Genomic DNA, 22,635 nt, shown 5'->3' with positions numbered 1-22,635 from the left:
CGGCGTTTTTTATTCTAAAGGAACATGATATGGATAATAAAAAGAAAGAAGTAAAAGACGAACACGAATTAATAAGGTTAAATAAATTTTTAAGTGATGCAGGAGTATGTTCAAGAAGAGAAGGGGACAGACTTATTGAAGCAGGTAAAGTAGTTGTTAATGGTAAAGTCGCATTAATGGGACAAAAAGTGACTATAAATGACGATATTGTTGTAAATGGACAAAGGGTTTCAAGAGAAGACGAAAGAATACTTATAGCACTTAATAAGCCTGTTGGAATAGAATGTACAACAGATTTGAATAATAAAGATAATATTGTTGATTTTGTAAATTATCCAAAGCGAATTTATCCGGTGGGACGTTTGGATAAAAATTCACAGGGATTAATATTAATGACAAATGATGGCTCGTTAGTTAATAGCATTTTAAAAGCGTCTAATGGACATGAAAAAGAATATCACGTGTGGACAGATAAGCAGATAACAGATGAATTCGTTGAAAAGATGAGTAGTGGAGTTGAAATATTAGATACGGTTACAAGACCTTGTAAAGTAGTCAGATTAAAGAAAAATATGTTTTCAATAGTTCTTACACAAGGGCTTAACAGACAGATTAGAAGAATGTGTGAGGCATTAGGTTATAGGGTTGTAAAATTAAAGCGCATCCGTATAATGAACATCGAGTTAGGAAATCTTCCAATTGGAAGTTATAGAGATGTGACAAAAGAAGAATTTGAAACAATGGCAGAAAGTTTTAGAAAATAAAAATTATAAATAATTTTGAAAGGTAAATAAAATGGCGCAGTTAGATAGAATAAAGGAGTTAGTTGAGCTTTTAAACGAAGCTTCAAAGGCATATTATCAGGAGAGCAGAGAAATTATGCCTAATATTGAATATGACAGGTTATACGATGAATTAGTAGAACTTGAAAAGGAAACAGGCATTGTATTGGCAAATAGCCCTACTGTAAATGTAGGTTACGAGGTTATTAGTGAATTACAAAAAGAAACACATGAAAGTCCTATGTTATCTCTTGATAAGACAAAGGATGTAGCAACACTTGCTTCATTTGCAGGAGAAAGAAAAGCACTTTTGTCATGGAAACTAGACGGACTTACTGTAGTTTTAACATACAATAACGGAACTCTTGAAAAGGCAGTTACAAGAGGAAATGGTATTGTAGGAGAAGTAATTACAAATAATGCTAAAACATTTAAAAATATTCCAATTAATATTTCATATAAGGGACAGCTTGTGCTAAGAGGAGAAGCGGTAATTAAGTATTCGGATTTTAAAAAAATAAATGCCACAATAGAGGATGCGGATGCAAAATATAAAAATCCCAGAAATTTATGCTCGGGCTCAGTACGTCAGCTTAACAATGAGATAACTGCAAAAAGAAATGTAAACTTTTTTGCATTTGCCCTGATTAGTGCTCCGGGAGTAGATTTTGGAAATTCTATGGCAAACCAGATGAAATGGCTTGAAGAACAGGGATTTCAGGTTGTAGAACATAAAGAGGTAACTGAAGCAAATATGCAGCAGGCTGTAGAATATTTTGCAGAAAAAATAAAGACATTTGATGTTCCATCAGATGGACTTGTATTAATGTATGATGATTTAGCTTATGGAGCATCTCTTGGCTCGACAGCAAAATTTCCTAGAAATGGAATAGCATTCAAATGGGCAGATGAGCAGGCAGAAACAAAATTAAAATACATTGAATGGAGTGCAAGCAGAACAGGTCTTATAAATCCTGTGGCTGTGTTTGAACCTGTTGAACTTGAAGGGACAACTGTTAGCAGGGCAAGTGTTCATAATGTAAGTATTATGGAAGAACTTGAACTTGGTGTGGGTGATAGTATTTTAGTTTATAAAGCAAATATGATTATCCCGCAGATTGCAGAAAATCTTACAAAAAGTGGAAATGTAGAAATTCCTGACAAATGTCCTGTATGTATGGGCAATACAATAATAAAGAATGAAAACGGAATTAAGACTTTGTATTGTGACAATCCTAAATGCCCTGCAAAACATGTTAAGGCATTTTCTCATTTTGTATCAAGAGATGCAATGAATATAGAAGGACTATCAGAAGAAACTTTGGAAAAATTTATAGATGAAGGTTATATTAAAGAATTTGCTGACATTTTCCACTTAGACAGATTTAAAGAGGAAATAGTAAATAAAAAAGGATTTGGTGAAAAATCATATAATAATATAACAGCAGCAGTTGAAAAATCCAGAAGAGTAACTCTTCCTTCGTTTATCTATAGTCTTGGAATTGCTAATATAGGAATTTCAAATGCAAAGATGATTTGTAAGCAGTTAGATTCTATCGACAAAATCAGAAATGCAACAGTTGAAGAACTTGTGGCTATTGATAGAGTTGGAGAGATTATGGCAAAGAAGTTTGTTGAATATTTTGCAGATGAAGAAAACAATAGAAAGCTTAATAATTTATTATTAGAGGTTGAACTTTATATTGAGCAAAGCAATGATGAACAGGTACTTGAAGGAAAAACGTTTGTTATAACAGGAACTGTAAATGAATTTGCAAATAGAAATGAGCTTAAAAAGTTTATTGAAGACAGAGGTGGAAAAGTAACAGGTAGTGTTACAGGAAAGACAAATTATTTGATTAATAATGATATAAATTCAAATTCATCAAAAAATAAAAAGGCAAAGGAACTTGGTGTTGAAATAATAGATGAACAGGGATTTATGAAATTAGTGGCACAGAATTAATTCTAAAGGGATTTTATGATTGGGTAGGATTGTGGGGAACAATCCGTAGGCATCAAAGTTGAGGCTTTTGACCTCAATATCATTTTATAAAAATATAAAGCAACAGAAAATTGGAAAAGTTAAACAAAAAACTTTTTTAATTTCCTGTTGCTTTTTTGATTATAAGTGTTATAATGATTTGGTAATTTAAAAATAAAGTTATAATACATATAACTAAAAAGTAATAACTCGACTCGAGAAGGAGAAGAAAATGAGAAAAAAGGTTATAGCATTAGCTATGATAGCTGCAATGGTAGTATCATTAACAGCTTGTGGAGGAAAGAACAACGATAAGCAGGGAAAGGATAGTACTGAATCTTTAAAAGTTGCATATCAGTCAGGAATTGCTTATGCACCAATTTTAGTAATGAAGGATCAGAAACTTATTGAAAAGAATTATGATGGAAATGTTGATATTGATTGGCAGTTGCTTTCGGGTGGAGCAGCAATCAGCGAAGGATTAACTTCTAATACAGTTGATGTAGGAGCAATAGGAACAGGAGTTGCAATTACAGGGGCTAAAGCAGGTGCACCATATAAGATTTTTGCAGGAATGTCATCACAGCCTTATAGAATATCAACAAATAAAGAAGAAATTAAGACTTTAAAGGATATAACAAAGGAAGACCAGATAGCTATTACAGGAATTAACAGCCAGCCACATATAGTTTTGGCAATGGCAGCTAAGGCTTATCTTGGGGATGCTCATGCATTGGATGCTAACCTTGTAGCACAGCCAAATGCAGACGGATATACATCATTAGTAAGTGGTGCAGTTCAGTGTCACATGATAATGTCACCGTATTGCTTTATGGAACAAAACAAAGAGGGAATTCATCAGATTGAGGTTGATGAAAGTGTATGGCCTGTAGGAGATACAACTATTGTAGGTGTTGCAACAGAAAAATTAAAAGAAGAAAGACCAAAGTTATATGAAGCAGTTTGTAAGGCAATGGATGAAGCAATTGAATTTATAAATGATAATCCTGAAAAAACAGCAGATATTTTAAAAGATTATTACGATGCATCGCAGGAAGAAATTGTATCTTGGTTAACTGATGATGCGTCAGTATTTTCAACAAAGCTTCAGGGCGTTATGAAGTTATCTGACTTTATGGTAGAAGAAGATTTCCTCGATAAAGGACCTGAAAGCATAAGTGAAATAGCATTTGATAATGTGGAAGGAAATTAAATTGTTTAAATAACAAAGTTGAATAAGACTAGCCTGTTTAAATATTTTAGCTTGTTATTAATAATAGTTGAAAAATAAAAAATAAGTAACAAAAAAGAGAAAATTAAACATTTTACAAAATGAAACATAAAGGAGCATGGAAATGAAGAAAAAAATTGTGACATTGATTATGTCAATGATATTGGCAGTAACATTTACAGCGTGTGGAAGCAGTTCAGACAATACAGAAAGTAAGAAAGATAACGGTAAAGAAAAAATCACAATAGCATATCAGTCAAGTATTGCATACGCACCGATACTGGTAATGATGAATCAAAAACTTATTGAGAAACATTATGACGGAGAAGTGAATATTGACTGGCAGATGCTTGCAAATGGTGCAGCTATTAATGAAGGTTTAACATCAGGCTCAGTTGATATTGGTTGTATGGGAGCAGCTCCTGCGATTACAGGTATTAAAGCAGGAATTCCGGGAAAGATTTTTGCGGGAATTTCATCACAGCCATATGGTATTTTAACAAATCAGGATGATATAAATTCATTAAAAGATATTACAGCTCAGGATCAGATAGCAATTACAGGATTGAACAGTCATCCACATATTTTGTTAGCAATGGCGGCTAAGGCATATCTTGGAGATGCACATGCACTAGACGGAAAACTTACGGTTTTATCAAATGCAGATGGATATACATCATTATTAAGTGGTGCAGTCCAATGTCACATGGTAATTTCTCCATATAATTTTATGGAAGAAGCAGCGGATAATGTTCATAAAATTGAAATAGGTGAAGATGTATGGCCTAATGGAAATACATTTATTGTAGGTGTTGCTTCAAATAAGTTAAAAGAAAATAAACCTGAATTATATCAGGCAGTTTGTGATGCAATGGAAGAAGCAATGGAATACATTAAGGAAAATCCACAGGAAACAGCTGAAATATTGTCAGATGGATATGATGCAACAGCAGATGAAATTCTTTCATGGATGAATGATCCGGCTTCAAGTTATACAACACAACTTCAGGGAATTATGGATTTAGCAGACTTTATGGTAGAAGCAGGATTTCTTGAAAATGGTCCAAAAGATATAAGTGAAATTGCATTTGACAATGTAAAAGGAAATTAATATTAATAAAAGAAACTAATAATGAGTAGAAAAATTTAGTAACCATATAAATAAAAATACTGCTAAGTGGTGTGAATACGACTTAGTAGTATTTTTGTGTGAATAAATGGGAAAACCGTATATGGATAAAAGCATAAGAAAGTAGAAAGGAACAGGAAAAACAGTGAAGAAAAATACAAAGAGATTAATTGCACAGTTAGTATTTATAGTTGCAGTTTTTACAGTGTGGGAATTGTATTACTATAACGTGATTGAACCAAGTGGTAAGACACTTTTATTCCCTGAACTTAGAAGTGTGGGTAAAGCATTTATGAATGCGTTTACGGTAAATGGGTTTGGAGCCATGGTTGCACATTCAATGCAGCTTATGTTAAAAGGTCTTTTAATAGGTGTAATATTGGCACTTATTTTTTCAAGTTTAGCAGTTGTAAGTGATACATTTTATGCTATTTACAATATGATTGTATCAATGTTTGACCTGATTCCGGGTATTGCGTTGACACCAATTGCAATTCTTTGGTTAGGAATTGGAGATGCATCAATTATATTTATCGTAATTCATTCAGTTGTATGGCCGATGTCAAGAAGTATTATAGATGGCTTTAATGCAGTTCCAAAATTATATTTGGAAGTAGGAGAAAACATTGGACTTAGTCCTGTAAGATTAGTATTTGGTGTATTTTTGCCGGCAGCTCTTTCGAGGATTTTCTCGGGTATAAAAATGGGATGGGCAAGAGCATGGAGAGGTTTAATAAGTGCAGAAATGCTTTTTGGAAGTGGCGGTTCAAAAGGAATTGGTTACTACATTACAGATAGAAGAACAAATATGGATATTGCCGGAGTATTTGCAACAATTTTAGTTATCATTTTAATTGGTTTAGTTGTTGAATACGGAGTATTTAGAACTATTGAGAATCACACATTTAAGAAATGGGGGATGTCAAGATAATGGATAAGAATATTTTAAAAATCAGAAATTTGGTAAAACAGTACGATAATTCACAAAATGTAATTTTAAAAGGAATTGATTTAGATTTAAATGAAGAGGATTTCTTATGTATATTAGGACCGTCAGGATGCGGAAAATCAACAATGATTAGATGCATAGCGGGATTTGAAGGATACGAAGGAACGATTGAAGTTAGCGGAGAAAAAGTTACAAAACCGGGACCTGACAGAATTATGGTTTTTCAGGATTTTAATCAGTTATTTCCGTGGAAAACAGTTTTAGGAAATATAACATACCCACTTAAAGTAGGTGGAATGAAGGATAAGGAAGAAAGAAAAAAGAGAGCTGAAAAGTATTTAGATAAAGTTAATTTGTTACAGTATAAAGACTATTATCCACACCAGTTAAGTGGTGGTATGAAACAGCGTGTAGCAATTGCAAAAGGACTTGCGTTAGGTTCTAAGATTATATTAATGGATGAACCATTTGCAAGCTTAGATGCCATGACAAGAAATAAAATGCAGTCGGAATTACTTCATATTAAAGAAAAGGAAAAAATGACTGTAATTTTTATCACACATAATATTCAGGAGGCAATTTCTCTTGGAAACAAAATTATGGTTATGTCTAAAAATGGAACAATTAAGGAAAAAATGGATAATCCGATTTCTAAACCTGTAACACCTGCAAGCGAAGGATACGGAGAATTGTGGGAGCATTTGAATAATGCATTAACAGAGGAAAATAAAGAAAAATGATCAGAATCAATATGAGGAGAAAGCAATAATGAATAATGAAGTAGCATCAATTTTAGAAGCAATAAAGATACATGCGAAAGAAACTCCTGATAAATTATGTGCCGGGGATAAGAAAAAATCAGCAACCTACAGCGAATTTTGGGATATGATTCAAAGGGCAGCGACATATTTGAAAAATAGTGGAGTAAGAAAGGATTCCATCGTCGTAATAAGAGGAGTTCAGAAGGTGGAATATCTTGTGGCAGCACTTGGAATACAGTTAGCAGGAGCTGCATATCTTCCTCTTGAAAAAGCAGTAAAAGATGATAGAATTCTTGAAATTATGAAGTTTGTTGAGGCAGATGTTTATGTGGCAGAAAAACCTGTGAATAATGAAAATGTGAAAAATATAAGCTTAAAAGAATTGCTTAAAATTGTGACGGATAAGACAAGCCCAATAGAAACATTTGAAATGCCTAAGTCGAATCAGTTGGCCGAGATTTTATTTACAACAGGTACAACAGGAAAATCAAAAGGAATAGAAGTTACATTTAAGACAGATATTGCTATTGCACAAAATGTTATAGACAGCGTTGAAATGGGCAAAGATGAGGTGGAATTGCTTTCAACTCCGATTAATCATTCTTTAGCAATTAGAAGATTTTATGGAGCAATGTACAATGGAAGTACAGCCATTTTGACAGATGGTTTTGTATTTGTGGAAGATTTCTTTAAGCTGCTTGATAATTATAAAATTACAGCTATTACATTTGTTCCTGCAATATTAGATATGGTTTTAAAATTTGCAAAAGATAGATTTGCAACATATGACAGTCAGTTTAATTATATTCAAATGGGTTCAGCACCATTGTCAGAAGCAGATAAGGAATTATTAACTAAGATGTTTCCTACTGTAAGACTTTACAACACATATGGTGCTACAGAATCAGGGTGTACAGTAATCCTTGAATTTAATAAATATGCTGATAAGAAAAACTGTATCGGAAGAACTACAGTTAATACTACAATTTTCTTTGTGGATGAAAATAGAAACGAGATTGAAGCATCATTTAAAAATCCGGGATACATGGCATTTAAAGGTGACATGAATATGCGTGGATATTACAAAGAACCTGAAATTACAAAAGAGGCATTGGAGAATGGAAATATTTATACAAATGATTTAGGATATGTTGGAGATGATGGACTCGTATATCTTCTTGGCAGAAAAGGAGATGTTATTAACATGGGTGGACTAAAGATTGCTCCTACGGAAATAGAAGAAGTTGTTGTAACGCATGAAAAAATCAAAGATTGCGCATGTATTCCTATTAAAGATGAAATTACAGGTGAAGCACCAAAACTTTTTGTCGTAATGAATGAAGGATGCGAATTTGATCAGAAAGAAATTGCAAAATTTATGCTAAATAAGCTTGAAGCGTTTAAAGTTCCAAAAGTTTTTGAAGTTATAGATGAAATTCCAAGAACTTTTAATGGAAAAATTATAAGAAAAAAATTAAAAGAATTGAATAAGTAACAAATATGTGATAGATATATATGTATATAAAAAATTGCCATGAGGAGGAAGATGAAATGAGAGATGAAGTTATTGAAATTTTAGCAATGATTAATCCAGCAATTGACGCTGAAGATGAAGACCTAAATATTGCAGAAGATCTTGACTCTATGGATATCATCGCATTAATTGCTGAACTTGAAGATAAGTTTGATATCGAAATCACAATGGAAGAAAAGACAGAAGAAAACTTCCAGAATGTAGATACTTTAGTTGAAATGATTAAGCGTTTACAGTAATTTAAAATAACAAAATAGGAAAAAGGAAAACAAAAAGAGCCAAGCGAATTATTTTTATGAAAAATAAAAATAATTGAACTTGGCTTGTTTAATATAAAGAGGAAAAAAGATGGCAATTATTGATTATAATTTTATGTCTCAATCACTAATGCATCCCACAACAGTCAAACTAGTTATGCCTTGTAATAATAAGCCTGAATATGTAATGATTTTTTTGCATGGAGTGTTAAGTGATGCTAATAATTGTGTTAGTAATATGGATGTGCAGGGAATGGCTGATAGATATAAAGTAGCATTTATAATTCCAAGCTGCGGAAACAGTTTTTACATAGATCATGGAGTAGCATTTGGAAATTATGGAAAATTTGTAGGCACAGAACTTCTTGAGAGAATGAGAAAGCAATTCAGTCTTCCAATGGACAGGGAACACACCATTATTGCAGGATTCTCAATGGGAGGATATGGTGCAATAAGAAACGGTGCAAAATATTGTGATACATTTGGCACCGTAATAGGTTTATCTTCGGCATGCCTATATGAAAAATCAGTCAATGAACTTAATAAAGGAAAATTTGGTTATTACAAATTACAAATGTTTGATAAGGTCTTTAAGGAAAAATCAGTTCCGGGTAATTTTAGTGAAAATTACAAATATGTAATTGAAGAGAAATTAAAGAAAGGCAAAAAATTACCTTTCTTTTACATTTCATGTGGCAGGGAAGAAGAACTTAGACAGATTAACACTGAATTTGTTAATTATTTAAAAGAATTACATGTAAAATGTTATTACAATTTATCTCACGGCGAACATAATTGGCAATTGTGGTCTAGGGAAATAGATAAGGCTCTTATGTATGTTACCGGTGGTGAAGGTGAAAATAGTTTTGTGGGTAAAGGTGTATAAAAATAATGAAAAAAATTGAAATTAGGAAAATGACATATACAGAAAAAAGGTATTGGGACTAAATGAAAATTGCTGTAATGACGATGAATTAAATTTGTGTCTCGTAAAGGAATTATAATTTGTATAATTGTATTGCAGAAATTAGTCATGCAGTAATATTAAATATAATCAATATATCTATACAGAAAAATCAAAATAAAATATTAAATAAAATCAAGGATGTTTTAGAACAAACATAGAGTTAAAGGGCTTTTGACAAAATTATAAAAATAAATTTAGTCTTATGAGTATTCAAATGTTGACATTGAAATAATTTGTGAGTAAAATTTATCTTATGGGTCGAGTAAAGTATATACGAGACTAAATAAAGTGCAATAGCAATCAGAGATAACTTGCCTTTTGCAGGGCACCAATCCTTACTGATAGTATTACACAGATAAATCGGAGGAAAAAAATATGGACAAGAAGAATATTGATTGGTCAAATTTAGGTTTTGGTTATGTTCAGACAGAAAAGAGATTTGTCTCAAATTTTAAAGATGGTAAATGGGATGATGGTCAGTTAACTGATGATGCAACAGTTGTTATCAGTGAATGTGCTGGTGTATTACAGTATGCACAGACATGTTTTGAAGGAATGAAAGCTTACACAACAGAAGATGGTCGTGTAGTAATATTCAGACCTGATTTAAATGCAAAGAGAATGGAAGACTCAGCAAAGAGACTTGAAATGCCGGTCTTCCCTCAGGATAGATTTGTAAAAGCAATTGAAGAAACAGTAAAGGCTAATTTAGATTATGTACCACCATATGGTTCAGGTGCTACATTGTATATCAGACCTTATATGTTTGGAAGCTCATCAGTTATTGGTGTAAAACCGGCTGAAGAATATCAGTTCAGAGTATTTACAACACCTGTTGGACCATACTTCAAAGGTGGCGCAAAGCCTATCACAATCAAAGTAAGTGATTTTGACAGAGCAGCACCTCATGGTACAGGTCATATCAAAGCCGGACTTAACTATGCTATGAGTTTACATGCAATCGTTACAGCCCATGCAGAAGGATTTGACGAAAATATGTACTTAGATGCAGCAACAAGAACAAAGGTTGAAGAAACAGGTGGAGCTAACTTTATATTTGTTACAAAAGACAACACAGTAGTTACTCCTAAGTCAAACAGTATTCTTCCTTCAATCACAAGACGTTCATTAATGTATGTTGCAGAACATTATTTAGGGCTTAAAGTTGAAGAAAGAGAAGTATATTTTGATGAAGTAAAAGATTTTGCAGAATGTGGTCTTTGTGGTACAGCAGCAGTAATCTCACCTGTAGGAAAGATTAATGACCATGGTAAGGAAATCTGTTTCCCAAGTGGAATGGAAGAAATGGGACCTATTACTAAGAAATTATACGATACATTAACAGGAATTCAGATGGGAAGAATTGAAGCTCCTGAAGGATGGTTATACGAAATTAAATAAAAGTATATAATCTAAAAAATAATATACAAGTTAAAAGATGCAGTTGTGGACGAGTGTTTGCAGCTGCATTTTTGATTTTAAATGACCACTTTATTTCTTGATAATTAATTTGATTAATTATATACTTAAGTTGCAACAGCAAAGTATGAATACAATAGTAAGAATTTGAAGTTTTGATAAAAATTAAATTACGAAAGAATAGGAGTGACAGGTTGTAACCTGAGAAGATAGAAAATTATGCAAAATAAAGACAAATGTATTGCTATATTTAAAACATTTATGAAAATTGGAGCGTTTACTTTTGGTGGTGGATATGCGATGTTACCTATGATTGAACGTTCCATGGTTCAACAGAAAAAGTGGATTACAGAAGAAGAAATGACAGATATGGTTGCAATTTCAGAAGCAACTCCGGGACCGATAATGGTGAATCTTGCTACATTTGTAGGAAGTAAAATCGCAGGAGTGCCGGGAGCAATAATGGCTACATTAGGAGTGATTGTTCCATCATTTTGTGCAATAACAATTATAGCTATGTGTATGAGACAAATAAGTGATATGATGCTTGTAAAATACGCTTTTGTTGGAATAAGAGCTGCGGTTTTAGTATTAGTTGTAAAAGCGATAGGAGTTGTTTATCGTGGATGCAATAAAAGTGTATTTGCTTATATAATAATGGGACTGGCATTGTTGTTGGTTGCATTTTTTAATGCTAATGCAATAATGGTACTTATAATAGCAGCAATATTAGGAATAGTGTATTCAAAACCATGGAAAGGGGAAGATAAATGATATATTTAAATTTATTTATTAACTTTTTCAAAATTGGTCTTTTTACCTTTGGTGGCGGATATGCAATGATTCCCATGATACAGGAACTTGTACTTAGCAACAAATGGATGGACACAAAGCAAATGGTAGATTTTATTGCAATCAGCGAAACTACACCAGGACCGCTTGCAATTAATATGTCAACTTATGTTGGATATGAGGTCGCAGGAATACCAGGAGCAATCTGCAGTACATTTGCAGTAGCATTACCATCATTCATAGTTATTATTCTTGTCGCAAGAGCTTATAAAAAATTTAAAGATAATAAAGTCGTTGTTGCAGTGATGAACGGAATAAAACCGGCAGTCGTAGGACTTGTCGGAGCAGCGGTTTTATCTGTTGCAGGAAATGTATTTACCGTTGGAAACTCAGTTTCAAAAATATTAACATCGGATAATCTTATATCATTAATAATAGTTATTACGTCAGCAGTTATGGCGATAAAAAAGAAAAATCCGGTAATCATTATATGTATTGGAGCCTTGTTGGGCATTATATTAAAATTTGCAGAAAGCATAATAATGTAGAACTGCAAATTAATTGTTTAAATCTTAAAATAAAAAATTAGGAGGGTTTTATGGAAAATTTATACGACAAAGCAAGCGAAATTTTAAATCAGGTAAAACAGGCGGTTGTTGGCAAAGATGATGCAATAGATAATATATTTGCGGCAATTTTAGCCGGTGGACATATTTTGATAGAAGATATGCCTGGAGTAGGAAAAACAACAATGGCTTTATCATTTGCAAAAGCAATGGGAATATCAAAGAAAAGAATACAGTTTACTACGGATATTATGCCGTCAGATTTGGTAGGTTTTTCAATTTATGATAACGAAACAAAATTATTTAAATATCAGTCAGGAGCTTTGATGTGTAATTTATTTTTGGCGGATGAAATAAATAGAACATCACCGAAAACACAGGCAGCGTTATTAGAGGTAATGGAAGAAAAACAGATAACAGTAGATGGTGTTACAAGAAGTCCGGGGAAACCATTTGTTGTAATTGCAACAGAAAATCCGGAAGGCTCAGCGGGTACACAACCGTTGCCGGATTCTCAATTAGACAGATTTATGATTTGCATTCACATGGGGTATCCGTCAGTTGATGAGGAAGTAGAAATTTTAAAAAGAAGACAAAAAGGAAATCCAATAGAAAATGTAAGACAGGTTTGTACTGCAGAAGATATTATTGCAATGCAAAATGAAATAAATGATATTTATATACATGATTTAGTATTTGATTATATTGCAAGGATTGCAAAAGCAACGAGAGAAGATGAATTACTTAAAGCAGGCTTAAGTCCAAGAGGAACAGTTGCACTTGCAGGTATGAGCAGGGCATTAGCATGGATGGACAAAAGAAATTATGTTATTCCTCAGGATGTAAGCAATGCATTTGAGCCGGTTGCATTACATCGAATTACATTAAGCACAAAAGCAAAAGTAGGAAATGTAAAAAAAGAAAGCATTACAAAGAAAATAGTGGCACAGGTTAAAGCACCAATTGTTAGAAATAAGTAGAGAGGACGCTATGATAAAAAGATTAATAGAGTATATTATTTTGATTCTACTTACGATAATATTATTTTTCTTATACGATGATGAGATAGTAGGAATGATGCTTGTTATGGAGATAGTGTATTTACCGGTTTCTGTTATTTATATAAATTTGTGCAAATTATTTGTAAATGTACAAATGAAAAATTTGCAGCCTGTTGTAGAAAAAAATGAAAAATGTTCAATATTATTTGAAACAAGCAGTAAAGCATTTATTCCTTCGGTAAATATTGTGCTAAATATAGCTGTCAAAAACAGATTTACGGGAAAAAGTAAAAAGATAAAATTACGTGGGAAAACAAATGGAAAAAATAAGAATGAAATATATTATGACGTTGAGTTTAACCAGTTCGGAAGCGTAATTATCTCATTTGACAGTTATGAAGTACTAGATTGGTTTGGCATTTTTTCTTTAAAGAAAAAAGTCGAAGAGAAAGAAAATATATTAATATATCCGGAATTAAAACTTGTAAATGTAGAGGTAAAACAAAGTACAAGAAAATTTATAACTGAGGCGGACTATTATTCTACATATGAATCAGGAGATGACCCGTTAGAAACTTATCAGATAAGAGAATATAGAGAACAGGACTCAATACATGATATACATTGGAAACTATCAGCAAAAAATGACAAGCTTCTTGTTAAAGAAAGGGGAAAACCTGAAGGGTGTGCAGTGTTGATATGGGTTGATTTCTGTGGCAATAGCAAAGATAAAAAAAGCATAATTGAATCAATAGAAATTGCAACCGATATTTCATTTTCACTGCTTCAGGAAAAATGCAACAATGTGGTTTCATGGTATGACGGACAAAGATTGAAAACAGTTAATTTTAAGATAACATCATTGGAAAATTTATACCAAATGCTAAACGAAATATTGATTACAGATGTACACAAACTGCAGGAAGAAAATAGTTATGCATTAAATGATAAATTAGAAAAAGAAAACTATAGCACTGTCATAGAAATGAAATCTAATGGAATTATAAAAATTAATGATAGTGAACTTAGAATAACGAAAAACAAAAATAAAATACAATGGAAAAAATTATATTTTGAAGTATAAAAAACAAATTTATATTAATAAAATTGTCTGAATTATGTTTTAAAATAAAATAGTAAAATAGTTTATTACTAATTTTAAAATTAGCAAATTTCGTTGAAAGGCTTATATAAAATTATGGAGAAAAATGCATTGAAGGGTTGGAATAATAAAAGCATACTAGATGTTGGTGTTAAAATCTGTATTTTAGCTTTTTTAATTGTGACTTTATTTAATACAATTTTTTACGAATTTAAAATAAATGCAAATATAAAAAGATTGATATTAACTGTATCAATAACATTAATTATTGCGTATATATTTGTATATTGTTTTAAATATATTTACAAATGGATACTTATAATTGGGGGAATGAGTTGTGTAACTTTAGTTACATGGACTTTCGAAAATCCTGAAGTTGCATGTGCTCATCTTATAAGAGGTATTTCGCCTATTTCTGAAGCCTATTATTCTATTTATAAAAAATATAATAATATTTTAAATTCAAATTATATCCTTGAGTATTCAAATTTAAATAAAATAGGAATTAATAAATATTTGTCATTAAAAGAAATAACTAATGTAAATGATAACTGGGAATTTTGGGTTATTGTAACATTAGTGATTTTTGTGATTTCGATTACATTTGTCTTAATTACAAAAAAGGAAAAAGGATTTTTCGTGGTTACTTTATTTATGGTAATTCCTATTGCATTAACATGTACTGTTGGAGCATTCCCATCAACTGAAAACTGCTTATTTATAATTGGCGGAGTAATGGTATATAGATTATATTTTGTTTTGAAAAAACATGGAAATGCAATTGGGAGCATAGTTGCCGGAGGGATAGTTTTAACTGTTCTTATGTGTTTGGCTTTTGGAATGAGACCATATATTAAGGAAAATAAAAAAATAAATGAACTTAAATATATTGAGGTAAAATCCAGTATTCAAAATTTTCAACTTAAAGAATTACCTACACAGATATTATCGTTTTTTGGAGGACCGTTTAGAAATGATAAAATAGTTTTGAATGGTAATTTGAATAATAGTAGTGAACGTACAATTACGGGAACAAAAATGCTTAAAGTAACATTAACTCAAATGCCAGAGGGAACGTTTTATATTAAAAATTTTGTGGGTGAAACTTATAAAAACAATAAATGGAGTGAGTTTAGTTTATCTGATTTAGAAAAAGATTCTAGTGGCTATAGATTGATGAAAGAAGCTGACAACCGAAAAAGAATATATGGTGAAACCTACAATAGAATAAATCATTCAAGAGTGCCGGCAGCATTACAAATTGCAACATTAGATGTTTTTACAGAATGTAAGAATATTGCATTTGTGCCATATTATGCAAAAGTCACAGATGATGATACGGTGAATGGACATGGAAATCTAAATTTTATAAGTGGAGAGAATTCAAAAACATATCAGAAATATAATTATTTTCCAATGGAAGATGCTATGGCATTAGATGAGATGGATTATGGTAGTGATTTTGAAGACTGGAAAATTTATGAAAACAAAGTGGCGAAAATTGTAGATGAGCAGATTCCGGACAAATTGAGTAAAATAAGAGAATATAAAAGTAAGATATATTCTGACAATATAGATGATGTATCAAGTAATATTGATAAATTATTTTCAAATGGATTTAAATATACTTTAATGCCGGGAAAGACTCCGTCAGGGCAGGATGTATCAGAGTATTTTTTGACAGAGAGCAGAAAAGGATTTTGTGTTCATTTTGCTACAACTGCAACATTAATGTATAGAATGTGTGGAATTCCAGCAAGATATGTGGAAGGATTCGCAATCCCATCGAGTGCATTTGAAAGAGATAAAAATGGACATTATACGGCAGTTGTGACAGATAAGATGGCGCATGCATGGACAGAAGTGTTGAATTCATATATCGGGTGGGTTGTTAAAGATCATACAATAGCTGACACATCCTTAACTGAAGCTGAATCTGTTAATAGCCCGGAAGAAAAAGAGACTGAAAATTTAACTAATAAAATTGTAGAAGCAACAACTTCACAGACACAGGCTAATGAGACACAAAGCAATGAAAATAAAAATACTGATTTAGAAAATTCAAATGAGAGTGACACTAAAAATAGTGATAATACAAACATAAACGAAAATAGAAAAGTGATGGTTGGCATTATGTTGCTAGTTATAATTGCAGTCGTGATTTTATTTGTCGAATTTAATGCATTAAAGAAGAAAAAATTACGAAAATGCAGAAATATGTCTGCTGTTGAAGCGTATACTTATCTTTATTGCGTTGGAAGAAGAATGTGCGCAGGCAAAAATAATTTAAAAAGAAAAACATTAAGTGGTGCAAATCCAATAAATGTGAAGGCTAGAAGTTTAAATAAAGGAAACAGAGAAGAATCAAATATAAACAAGAAGAATAATTTGAATAAACAGACAATTGAATATGATGAATTTGAATATATAATGAATGAGTTGGATATTGTGAATAAAGAAGAGTGGAACTGGTTATACAAAAAGGCTTTGGAAGAAAAATTTTCTGATAAAAAGATAGAAAGTGAAGATGAGAAAAAAGTATATTTTATTTATATTAATTTTAGAAATAAATTAATTAAGAAAATGAAAAAAGATAATAGATATGGTAAACTAATTTGGCTTAGAATTAAAGGAATGTAAATTTTATAAACTATAGAAATGTTTTTCCTTTAATTATTTAAAAATTCGATATTTTTCACCTAATTTTTTATATTTCACTAGACAAAGAAAATATAATTTGTTAAAATTATAACAATCTCAGTGGACATAGGGATAACTGCGTGAATTAATGGTATTCACACAAATTTTACATATATTTTAAATGCGGTTTATTGCAAGATATATTGGCCTATGTTATCATTGAACAAGAGTGTGTCGTAAGGGATTACTTAGAATATATATTACAAAAGCGACGCGTAATTAAATTATTTTATATGGAGGATATTTATCATGTCAAAGAAAGTAGTTATTGCAGGCGCATGCCGTACAGCTATTGGTAAAATGGGTGGAGCTTTAAGCACAACTCCAGCACCTGTTTTAGGTTCTATCGTTATTAAGGAAGCTCTTAACAGAGCAGGCGTTCCAGCTGATCAGGTTGATCACGTATATATGGGATGTGTTATCCAGGCAGGTCTTGGACAGAACGTTGCACGTCAGGCAGCACTTAAGGCAGGACTTCCAATTGAAACACCAGCTGTAACAGTTAACGTTGTTTGTGGTTCAGGTCTTAACTGTGTAAATATGGCAGCACAGATGATTCAGGCAGGAGATGCTGATATCGTAGTTGCAGGTGGTATGGAAAACATGTCAATGGCACCATATGCTTTACCACAGGCTAGATTTGGTTACAGAATGAACAACGGAACAGTTGTTGATACAATGGTTAATGATGCTTTAACAGATGCATTTAACAATTACCATATGATGATTACAGCTGAAAACGTAGCTGATCAGTGGGGACTTACAAGAGAAGAATTAGATGAATTCTCAGCTAACTCACAGCAGAAATGTGAAAAGGCTATGGCTGAAGGAAAATTCAAAGATGAAATCGTTCCTGTTGAAGTTAAAACAAGAAAACAGACAATCATCGTTGATACAGATGAAGGACCAAGAGCTGGAACAACAGTTGAAACTCTTAGCAAGTTAAGATGCTGCTCAGGTAAGCCTGATGGAGTAGTTACAGCAGGTAATGCATCAGGAATTAATGATGGTGCAGCAGCAGTTGTAGTTATGAGCGAAGAAAAAGCTAAAGAATTAGGTGTTACACCAATGGCTACATTCGTAACAGGAGCACTTGGTGGTGTTGATCCATCAATCATGGGTGTTGGACCTGTTGCTTCTACAAAGAAAGCATTAGCAAAAGTTAATATGACAATCGATGATATGGACTTAATCGAAGCTAACGAAGCTTTCGCAGCACAGTCTGTAGCAGTTGCAAGAGACTTAAAATTCGACATGAGCAAAGTAAACGTAAACGGTGGTGCAATCGCACTTGGACATCCTGTTGGAGCTTCAGGTTGCCGTATCCTTGTTACATTACTTCACGAGATGCAGAAGAGAGACGCTAAGAAGGGTCTTGCTACATTATGTATCGGTGGTGGTATGGGATGTACTACAATCGTTGAACGTGACTAATAAAAAATAAATGAAATGCAGATGATGGATTGTTAATTGAAGTTAATAACTTTTTAATCTGTTAGAGAATAAGTTAATAATTTTTACATATGCATTTCGTCTTAAGCAATCAGGTGAGCTCTTTCACATATTGAAATAACGGTGATGGGGCTTACCTGTTTGAAGTGTAAATTGTTTTTTTGAGATGGCTCAATATAACAAATATTTTACTTTTATAGCCCAAAGCGTAGAATGCTATTTGCTTTGACTTTTATATTAAGGAGAATAAATATGGAATTTATCACATATGAACAGGAAGGATTTGTAGGTGTTCTTACAATCAACCGTCCAAAGGCACTTAATGCTTTAAATAGCCAGGTACTTACTGAATTAGAAGAAACAATTGATGCAATTGATATTAATACAACAAGAGCATTAATTATCACAGGTGCAGGCGAAAAATCATTCGTTGCAGGTGCAGATATAGGAGAAATGTCAACACTTACAAAAGCAGAAGGTGAAGCTTTTGGTAAAAAGGGAAATGATGTATTTAGAAAGATTGAAACATTAGAAATCCCTGTAATCGCTGCTGTTAATGGATTTGCATTAGGTGGTGGATGCGAAATTTCTATGAGCTGTGATATTAGAATCTGTTCTGAAAATGCAATTTTTGGACAGCCTGAAGTAGGTCTTGGAATTACACCTGGATTTGGTGGAACACAGAGACTTGCAAGAATTGTTGGACCGGGAATGGCTAAACAGATGATTTATACAGCAAGAAACATTAAGGCTGCTGAAGCTTTAAGAATTGGTCTTGTTAATGCAGTATATCCTGTAGAAGAATTAATGGATGCAGCTAAGAAGATGGCTAATGGAATCGCTATGAACGCTCCAATTGCTGTCAGAGCTTGCAAGAAGGCAATTAACGAAGGACTTGAAGTAGGTATGGACGATGCAATCGTAATCGAAGAAAAATTATTCGGTAGCTGCTTCGAAACAGAAGACCAGAAGGCAGGAATGGGTAACTTCCTTGAAAAAGATAAAGAAAAGAAATTAAAGGTAGTACCATTTGCAAATAAATAAGCGGAATGCTGAATTTATATTCAGATAATATTTATATTTTCATTTAGGAGGAAAAACAATGATAGTAGGAGTTATTGGTGCAGGAACAATGGGTGCAGGAATTGCACAGGCATTTGCAATGACAGACGGATATGAAGTACGTCTTTGTGACATCAAGCAGGAATTTGCTGATGGAGGAAAGGCAAGAATTGAAAAGAACATCAACTTCCTTGTTGGTAAAGAAAAAATCACAGCAGAAAAAGGTGCTGAAATTTTAGGAAAAATCCAGACAGGATTAAAAGACATCTGTACAGACTGCGATTTAGTAATCGAAGTTGCTCCAGAAGTAATGTCAATTAAGAAAGAAACATTTAAGGAATTACAGAGCATCGTAAAACCTGAATGTATTTTTGCTACAAATACATCATCATTATCAATCACAGAAATCGGTGCTGGACTTGACAGACCTATGATTGGTATGCATTTCTTCAACCCAGCTGACAGAATGAAGTTAGTTGAAGTTATTGCTGGTGGAAACACACCTAAGGAATTAGTTGAACAGATTAAGACAATCGCTACAGAAATCGGAAAGACTCCAGTAGAAGTTGCTGAAGCTCCAGGATTTGTTGTTAACAGAATCTTAATCCCAATGATTAACGAAGCAATCGGAATCTATGCTGACGGAATCGCTTCAGTAGAAGATATCGATACAGCCATGAAGCTTGGTGCTTCTCATCCAATGGGACCTTTAGCATTAGGTGATTTAGTAGGTCTTGATATTGTACTTGCTATTATGGAAGTACTTCAGGCTGAAACAGGTGATCCAAAGTATCGTCCACATACACTTCTTAGAAAGATGGTACGTGCAGGAAAGCTTGGAAGAAAGACTGGCGTTGGTTTCTACGATTACAGCAAATAATACAATATACATGAGAGTTAGGGAGTGCCACTAGTCGATGATTAGTGGTATCCCCTTATATATTTATTTAATTTACATGGAGGAATTTAATAATGGATTTTACATTAAGTAAGAAACATGAAATGGCTCAGAGCCTTTTCAAAGAATTTGCCGAAAATGAAGTAAAACCTCTTGCACAGGAAACAGATGAAAATGAACAGTTCCCTGTAGAGACAGTTGAAAAAATGGCAAAAAATGGTTTCCTTGGTATCCCAGTTCCTAAGGAATATGGTGGACAGGGATGTGATCCTTTAACATACGCTATGTGCGTTGAAGAATTATCAAAGGTTTGTGGTACAACAGGTGTTATCGTTTCAGCACATACATCACTTTGTATCGATCCTATTATGACATTTGGTACTGAAGAACAGAAGCAGAAATACGTAGTTCCACTTGCAAAAGGTGAAAAATTAGGTGCTTTCGGTTTAACAGAACCAGGTGCTGGTACAGACGCACAGGGACAGCAGACAAAGGCTGTTTTCGATAAAGAAACAAATGAATGGGTATTAAATGGTTCAAAATGTTTTATTACAAATGGTAAATATGCAGATATTTATATCATCATTGCAGTTACAGGTAAAGTTGAAAAACGTGGTAGAATGATGAAAGAAATTTCAGCATTCATCGTTGAAAAAGGAACACCTGGATTTTCATTTGGTACAAAAGAAAAGAAGATGGGTATCCGTGGTTCAGCAACATACGAATTAATCTTTGAAGATTGCCGTATTCCAGCAGAAAACTTACTTGGTAAGCAGGGTAAAGGTTTCGGTATCGCTATGCATACACTTGATGGTGGACGTATTGGTATCGCAGCTCAGGCTCTTGGTCTTGCAGAAGGTGCTTTAGAAACAACTATTGCATACGTAAAAGAAAGAAAACAGTTCGGTAGAACAATCGGACAGTTCCAGAATACACAGTTCCAGTTAGCAGACATGGCTACTAAGGTAGAAGCTGCTAAGATGCTTGTATACAAGGCAGCTAAGGCTAAAGAAACACAGAAGACATATTCTGTAGAAGCAGCTCAGGCTAAATTATACGCAGCAGAAGTTGCAATGGAAGTTACAACAAAGGCTGTTCAGTTACACGGTGGTTATGGTTATATCAGAGAATATGACGTTGAGCGTATGATGCGTGATGCTAAGATCACAGAAATCTACGAAGGAACTTCAGAAGTTCAGCGTATGGTAATTTCTGCAAACTTATTAAAATAATTTAGGAGGTACTTATCGTGAAAATTGTCGTTTGTGTAAAACAGGTACCTGATACAAAGGGTGGAGTTAAATTCAATCCAGATGGTACATTAGATAGAGGTGCAATGCTTACAATTATGAACCCTGATGATAAAGCAGGTCTTGAAGCAGCACTTAGATTAAAAGATCAGTATGGCGCAGAAGTAACAGTAGTTACTATGGGTCTTCCAAAGGCTGAAGAAGTTCTTCGTGAAGCTATGGCTATGGGAGCTGATAAGGGAATCTTAGTAACTGATAGAGTTTTAGGTGGAGCTGACACATGGGCTACATCAACAACAATCGCAGGTGCTATCAGAAACCTTGATTATGATATTATTATTACAGGACGTCAGGCTATCGATGGTGATACAGCTCAGGTTGGACCACAGATTGCTGAACATCTTAACATTCCTGTTATCTCATATGCACAGGATATTAAGGTTGATGGAGATAGCGTAATTGTAGAACGTCAGTATGAAGACAGACATCACGTAATTAAAGCTCAGATGCCTGTATTAATTACAGCACTTTCAGAATTAAATGATCCTCGTTATATGACTCCAGGTGGAATTTTTGATGCTTATGATGCAGAAATTACAACATGGGGAAGAGCAAATCTTGTTGATGTAGAAGATGGAGACCTTGGATTAAAGGGTTCACCTACAAAGATTGCTAAAGCATCTGATAAAGTTCGTAAAGGCGCTGGAGAAAAAGTTACTCCAGATAGCCCGGCTGAAGCAGTTGATTACATCATGGATAAGCTTTTAACAAAGCACGTTATTTAATTAGAGAGGAGATT

19 protein-coding genes and 1 pseudogene are annotated in these 22,635 nt (G+C 33.1%); all 20 read left to right on the top strand.

Translation table 11 applies throughout. The features are described from left to right. The first annotated feature begins 29 nt into the window (after nt 1–29). The 20 genes and pseudogenes from DWX29_RS06655 (at nt 30) to DWX29_RS06560 (ending at nt 22,621) form a co-directional block, all read left to right on the top strand. The gene (locus tag DWX29_RS06655; protein ID WP_022088347.1) at nt 30–764 is read left to right on the top strand and encodes a pseudouridine synthase; all 735 of its coding nucleotides are present in this window, start codon (nt 30–32) and stop codon (nt 762–764) included. 31 nt (nt 765–795) lie between these two features. After that, complete coding sequence (gene ligA, locus DWX29_RS06650) at nt 796–2,748, top strand: NAD-dependent DNA ligase LigA (protein ID WP_117909646.1); 1,953 nt, start codon at nt 796–798, stop codon at nt 2,746–2,748. 250 nt (nt 2,749–2,998) lie between these two features. Then, complete coding sequence (locus DWX29_RS06645) at nt 2,999–3,979, top strand: ABC transporter substrate-binding protein (RefSeq protein WP_117909645.1); 981 nt, start codon at nt 2,999–3,001, stop codon at nt 3,977–3,979. Between the two features lie 142 nt (nt 3,980–4,121). Next, the gene (locus DWX29_RS06640; protein WP_022088350.1) at nt 4,122–5,108 is read left to right on the top strand and encodes an ABC transporter substrate-binding protein; all 987 of its coding nucleotides are present in this window, start codon (nt 4,122–4,124) and stop codon (nt 5,106–5,108) included. A gap of 163 nt (nt 5,109–5,271) precedes the next feature. Continuing rightward, the gene (locus DWX29_RS06635) at nt 5,272–6,057 is read left to right on the top strand and encodes an ABC transporter permease (protein ID WP_243053242.1); all 786 of its coding nucleotides are present in this window, start codon (nt 5,272–5,274) and stop codon (nt 6,055–6,057) included. Then, nucleotides 6,057–6,815 carry an ABC transporter ATP-binding protein gene (locus DWX29_RS06630; protein ID WP_117909641.1) on the top strand — a complete coding sequence of 253 codons (759 nt, stop codon included), beginning with the start codon at nt 6,057–6,059 and terminating at the stop codon, nt 6,813–6,815. The genes DWX29_RS06635 and DWX29_RS06630 overlap by 1 nt, the downstream gene beginning before the upstream one ends. A gap of 28 nt (nt 6,816–6,843) precedes the next feature. After that, entirely contained in the window at nt 6,844–8,331 is a 1,488-nt protein-coding gene (locus tag DWX29_RS06625; protein ID WP_118565454.1) for a class I adenylate-forming enzyme family protein, read from the top strand. 56 nt (nt 8,332–8,387) lie between these two features. After that, nucleotides 8,388–8,609 (top strand): phosphopantetheine-binding protein, encoded by a 222-nt coding sequence (locus tag DWX29_RS06620; protein WP_022087867.1) that lies wholly within the window; start codon nt 8,388–8,390, stop codon nt 8,607–8,609. Between the two features lie 109 nt (nt 8,610–8,718). Then, nucleotides 8,719–9,513, top strand: a complete 795-nt coding sequence (locus DWX29_RS06615; RefSeq protein ID WP_022087868.1) for an alpha/beta hydrolase-fold protein — start codon at nt 8,719–8,721, stop codon at nt 9,511–9,513. 447 nt (nt 9,514–9,960) lie between these two features. Next, nucleotides 9,961–10,995 (top strand): annotated as a pseudogene (locus DWX29_RS06610) (branched-chain amino acid aminotransferase); the annotation flags it as partial. 237 nt (nt 10,996–11,232) lie between these two features. Next, nucleotides 11,233–11,787, top strand: coding sequence for a chromate transporter (locus tag DWX29_RS06605; protein ID WP_022087870.1), 555 nt, complete (start codon nt 11,233–11,235; stop codon nt 11,785–11,787). Then, nucleotides 11,784–12,353, top strand: a complete 570-nt coding sequence (locus DWX29_RS06600) for a chromate transporter (protein WP_118565453.1) — start codon at nt 11,784–11,786, stop codon at nt 12,351–12,353. The genes DWX29_RS06605 and DWX29_RS06600 overlap by 4 nt, the downstream gene beginning before the upstream one ends. A 50-nt stretch (nt 12,354–12,403) precedes the next feature. Beyond that, on the top strand, nt 12,404–13,351 hold the full coding sequence (locus DWX29_RS06595; protein ID WP_118565452.1) for a MoxR family ATPase: 948 nt from the start codon (nt 12,404–12,406) through the stop codon (nt 13,349–13,351). Nucleotides 13,352–13,361: 10 nt separating this feature from the next. Beyond that, on the top strand, nt 13,362–14,456 hold the full coding sequence (locus DWX29_RS06590; protein WP_117909629.1) for a DUF58 domain-containing protein: 1,095 nt from the start codon (nt 13,362–13,364) through the stop codon (nt 14,454–14,456). A 129-nt stretch (nt 14,457–14,585) separates the two neighbouring features. Next, complete coding sequence (locus DWX29_RS06585; RefSeq protein ID WP_243053241.1) at nt 14,586–17,114, top strand: transglutaminase-like domain-containing protein; 2,529 nt, start codon at nt 14,586–14,588, stop codon at nt 17,112–17,114. 309 nt (nt 17,115–17,423) lie between these two features. Next, entirely contained in the window at nt 17,424–18,608 is a 1,185-nt protein-coding gene (locus DWX29_RS06580; protein WP_022087875.1) for an acetyl-CoA C-acetyltransferase, read from the top strand. 270 nt (nt 18,609–18,878) lie between these two features. Next, entirely contained in the window at nt 18,879–19,670 is a 792-nt protein-coding gene (locus tag DWX29_RS06575) for an enoyl-CoA hydratase-related protein (RefSeq protein WP_022087876.1), read from the top strand. A gap of 58 nt (nt 19,671–19,728) precedes the next feature. Next, nucleotides 19,729–20,568 carry a 3-hydroxyacyl-CoA dehydrogenase NAD-binding domain-containing protein gene (locus tag DWX29_RS06570; RefSeq protein ID WP_022087877.1) on the top strand — a complete coding sequence of 280 codons (840 nt, stop codon included), beginning with the start codon at nt 19,729–19,731 and terminating at the stop codon, nt 20,566–20,568. Nucleotides 20,569–20,660: 92 nt separating this feature from the next. Beyond that, complete coding sequence (locus DWX29_RS06565) at nt 20,661–21,818, top strand: acyl-CoA dehydrogenase (RefSeq protein ID WP_022087878.1); 1,158 nt, start codon at nt 20,661–20,663, stop codon at nt 21,816–21,818. Nucleotides 21,819–21,835: 17 nt separating this feature from the next. Then, nucleotides 21,836–22,621, top strand: coding sequence for an electron transfer flavoprotein subunit beta/FixA family protein (locus DWX29_RS06560; protein WP_022087879.1), 786 nt, complete (start codon nt 21,836–21,838; stop codon nt 22,619–22,621). Nucleotides 22,622–22,635 lie beyond the last annotated feature (14 nt).

The organism is Eubacterium sp. AF19-12LB (assembly GCF_003479125.1).
GTDB classification, from domain to species: domain Bacteria; phylum Bacillota; class Clostridia; order Lachnospirales; family Lachnospiraceae; genus Eubacterium_U; species Eubacterium_U album.
Note: the sequence above shows the minus strand (reverse complement) of the source record. Positions and strands in the feature narration are given on the sequence as shown.

What these genes read in the sequence shown, in the direction of transcription:
- DWX29_RS06655 (WP_022088347.1), top strand. Translation starts at nt 30, where the DNA reads ATGGATAATAAAAAGAAAGAAGTAAAAGACGAACACGAATTAATAAGG.
- ligA (WP_117909646.1), top strand. Translation starts at nt 796, where the DNA reads ATGGCGCAGTTAGATAGAATAAAGGAGTTAGTTGAGCTTTTAAACGAA.
- DWX29_RS06645 (WP_117909645.1), top strand. Translation starts at nt 2,999, where the DNA reads ATGAGAAAAAAGGTTATAGCATTAGCTATGATAGCTGCAATGGTAGTA.
- DWX29_RS06640 (WP_022088350.1), top strand. Translation starts at nt 4,122, where the DNA reads ATGAAGAAAAAAATTGTGACATTGATTATGTCAATGATATTGGCAGTA.
- DWX29_RS06630 (WP_117909641.1), top strand. Translation starts at nt 6,057, where the DNA reads ATGGATAAGAATATTTTAAAAATCAGAAATTTGGTAAAACAGTACGAT.
- DWX29_RS06625 (WP_118565454.1), top strand. Translation starts at nt 6,844, where the DNA reads ATGAATAATGAAGTAGCATCAATTTTAGAAGCAATAAAGATACATGCG.
- DWX29_RS06620 (WP_022087867.1), top strand. Translation starts at nt 8,388, where the DNA reads ATGAGAGATGAAGTTATTGAAATTTTAGCAATGATTAATCCAGCAATT.
- DWX29_RS06615 (WP_022087868.1), top strand. Translation starts at nt 8,719, where the DNA reads ATGGCAATTATTGATTATAATTTTATGTCTCAATCACTAATGCATCCC.
- DWX29_RS06605 (WP_022087870.1), top strand. Translation starts at nt 11,233, where the DNA reads ATGCAAAATAAAGACAAATGTATTGCTATATTTAAAACATTTATGAAA.
- DWX29_RS06600 (WP_118565453.1), top strand. Translation starts at nt 11,784, where the DNA reads ATGATATATTTAAATTTATTTATTAACTTTTTCAAAATTGGTCTTTTT.
- DWX29_RS06595 (WP_118565452.1), top strand. Translation starts at nt 12,404, where the DNA reads ATGGAAAATTTATACGACAAAGCAAGCGAAATTTTAAATCAGGTAAAA.
- DWX29_RS06590 (WP_117909629.1), top strand. Translation starts at nt 13,362, where the DNA reads ATGATAAAAAGATTAATAGAGTATATTATTTTGATTCTACTTACGATA.
- DWX29_RS06580 (WP_022087875.1), top strand. Translation starts at nt 17,424, where the DNA reads ATGTCAAAGAAAGTAGTTATTGCAGGCGCATGCCGTACAGCTATTGGT.
- DWX29_RS06575 (WP_022087876.1), top strand. Translation starts at nt 18,879, where the DNA reads ATGGAATTTATCACATATGAACAGGAAGGATTTGTAGGTGTTCTTACA.
- DWX29_RS06570 (WP_022087877.1), top strand. Translation starts at nt 19,729, where the DNA reads ATGATAGTAGGAGTTATTGGTGCAGGAACAATGGGTGCAGGAATTGCA.
- DWX29_RS06565 (WP_022087878.1), top strand. Translation starts at nt 20,661, where the DNA reads ATGGATTTTACATTAAGTAAGAAACATGAAATGGCTCAGAGCCTTTTC.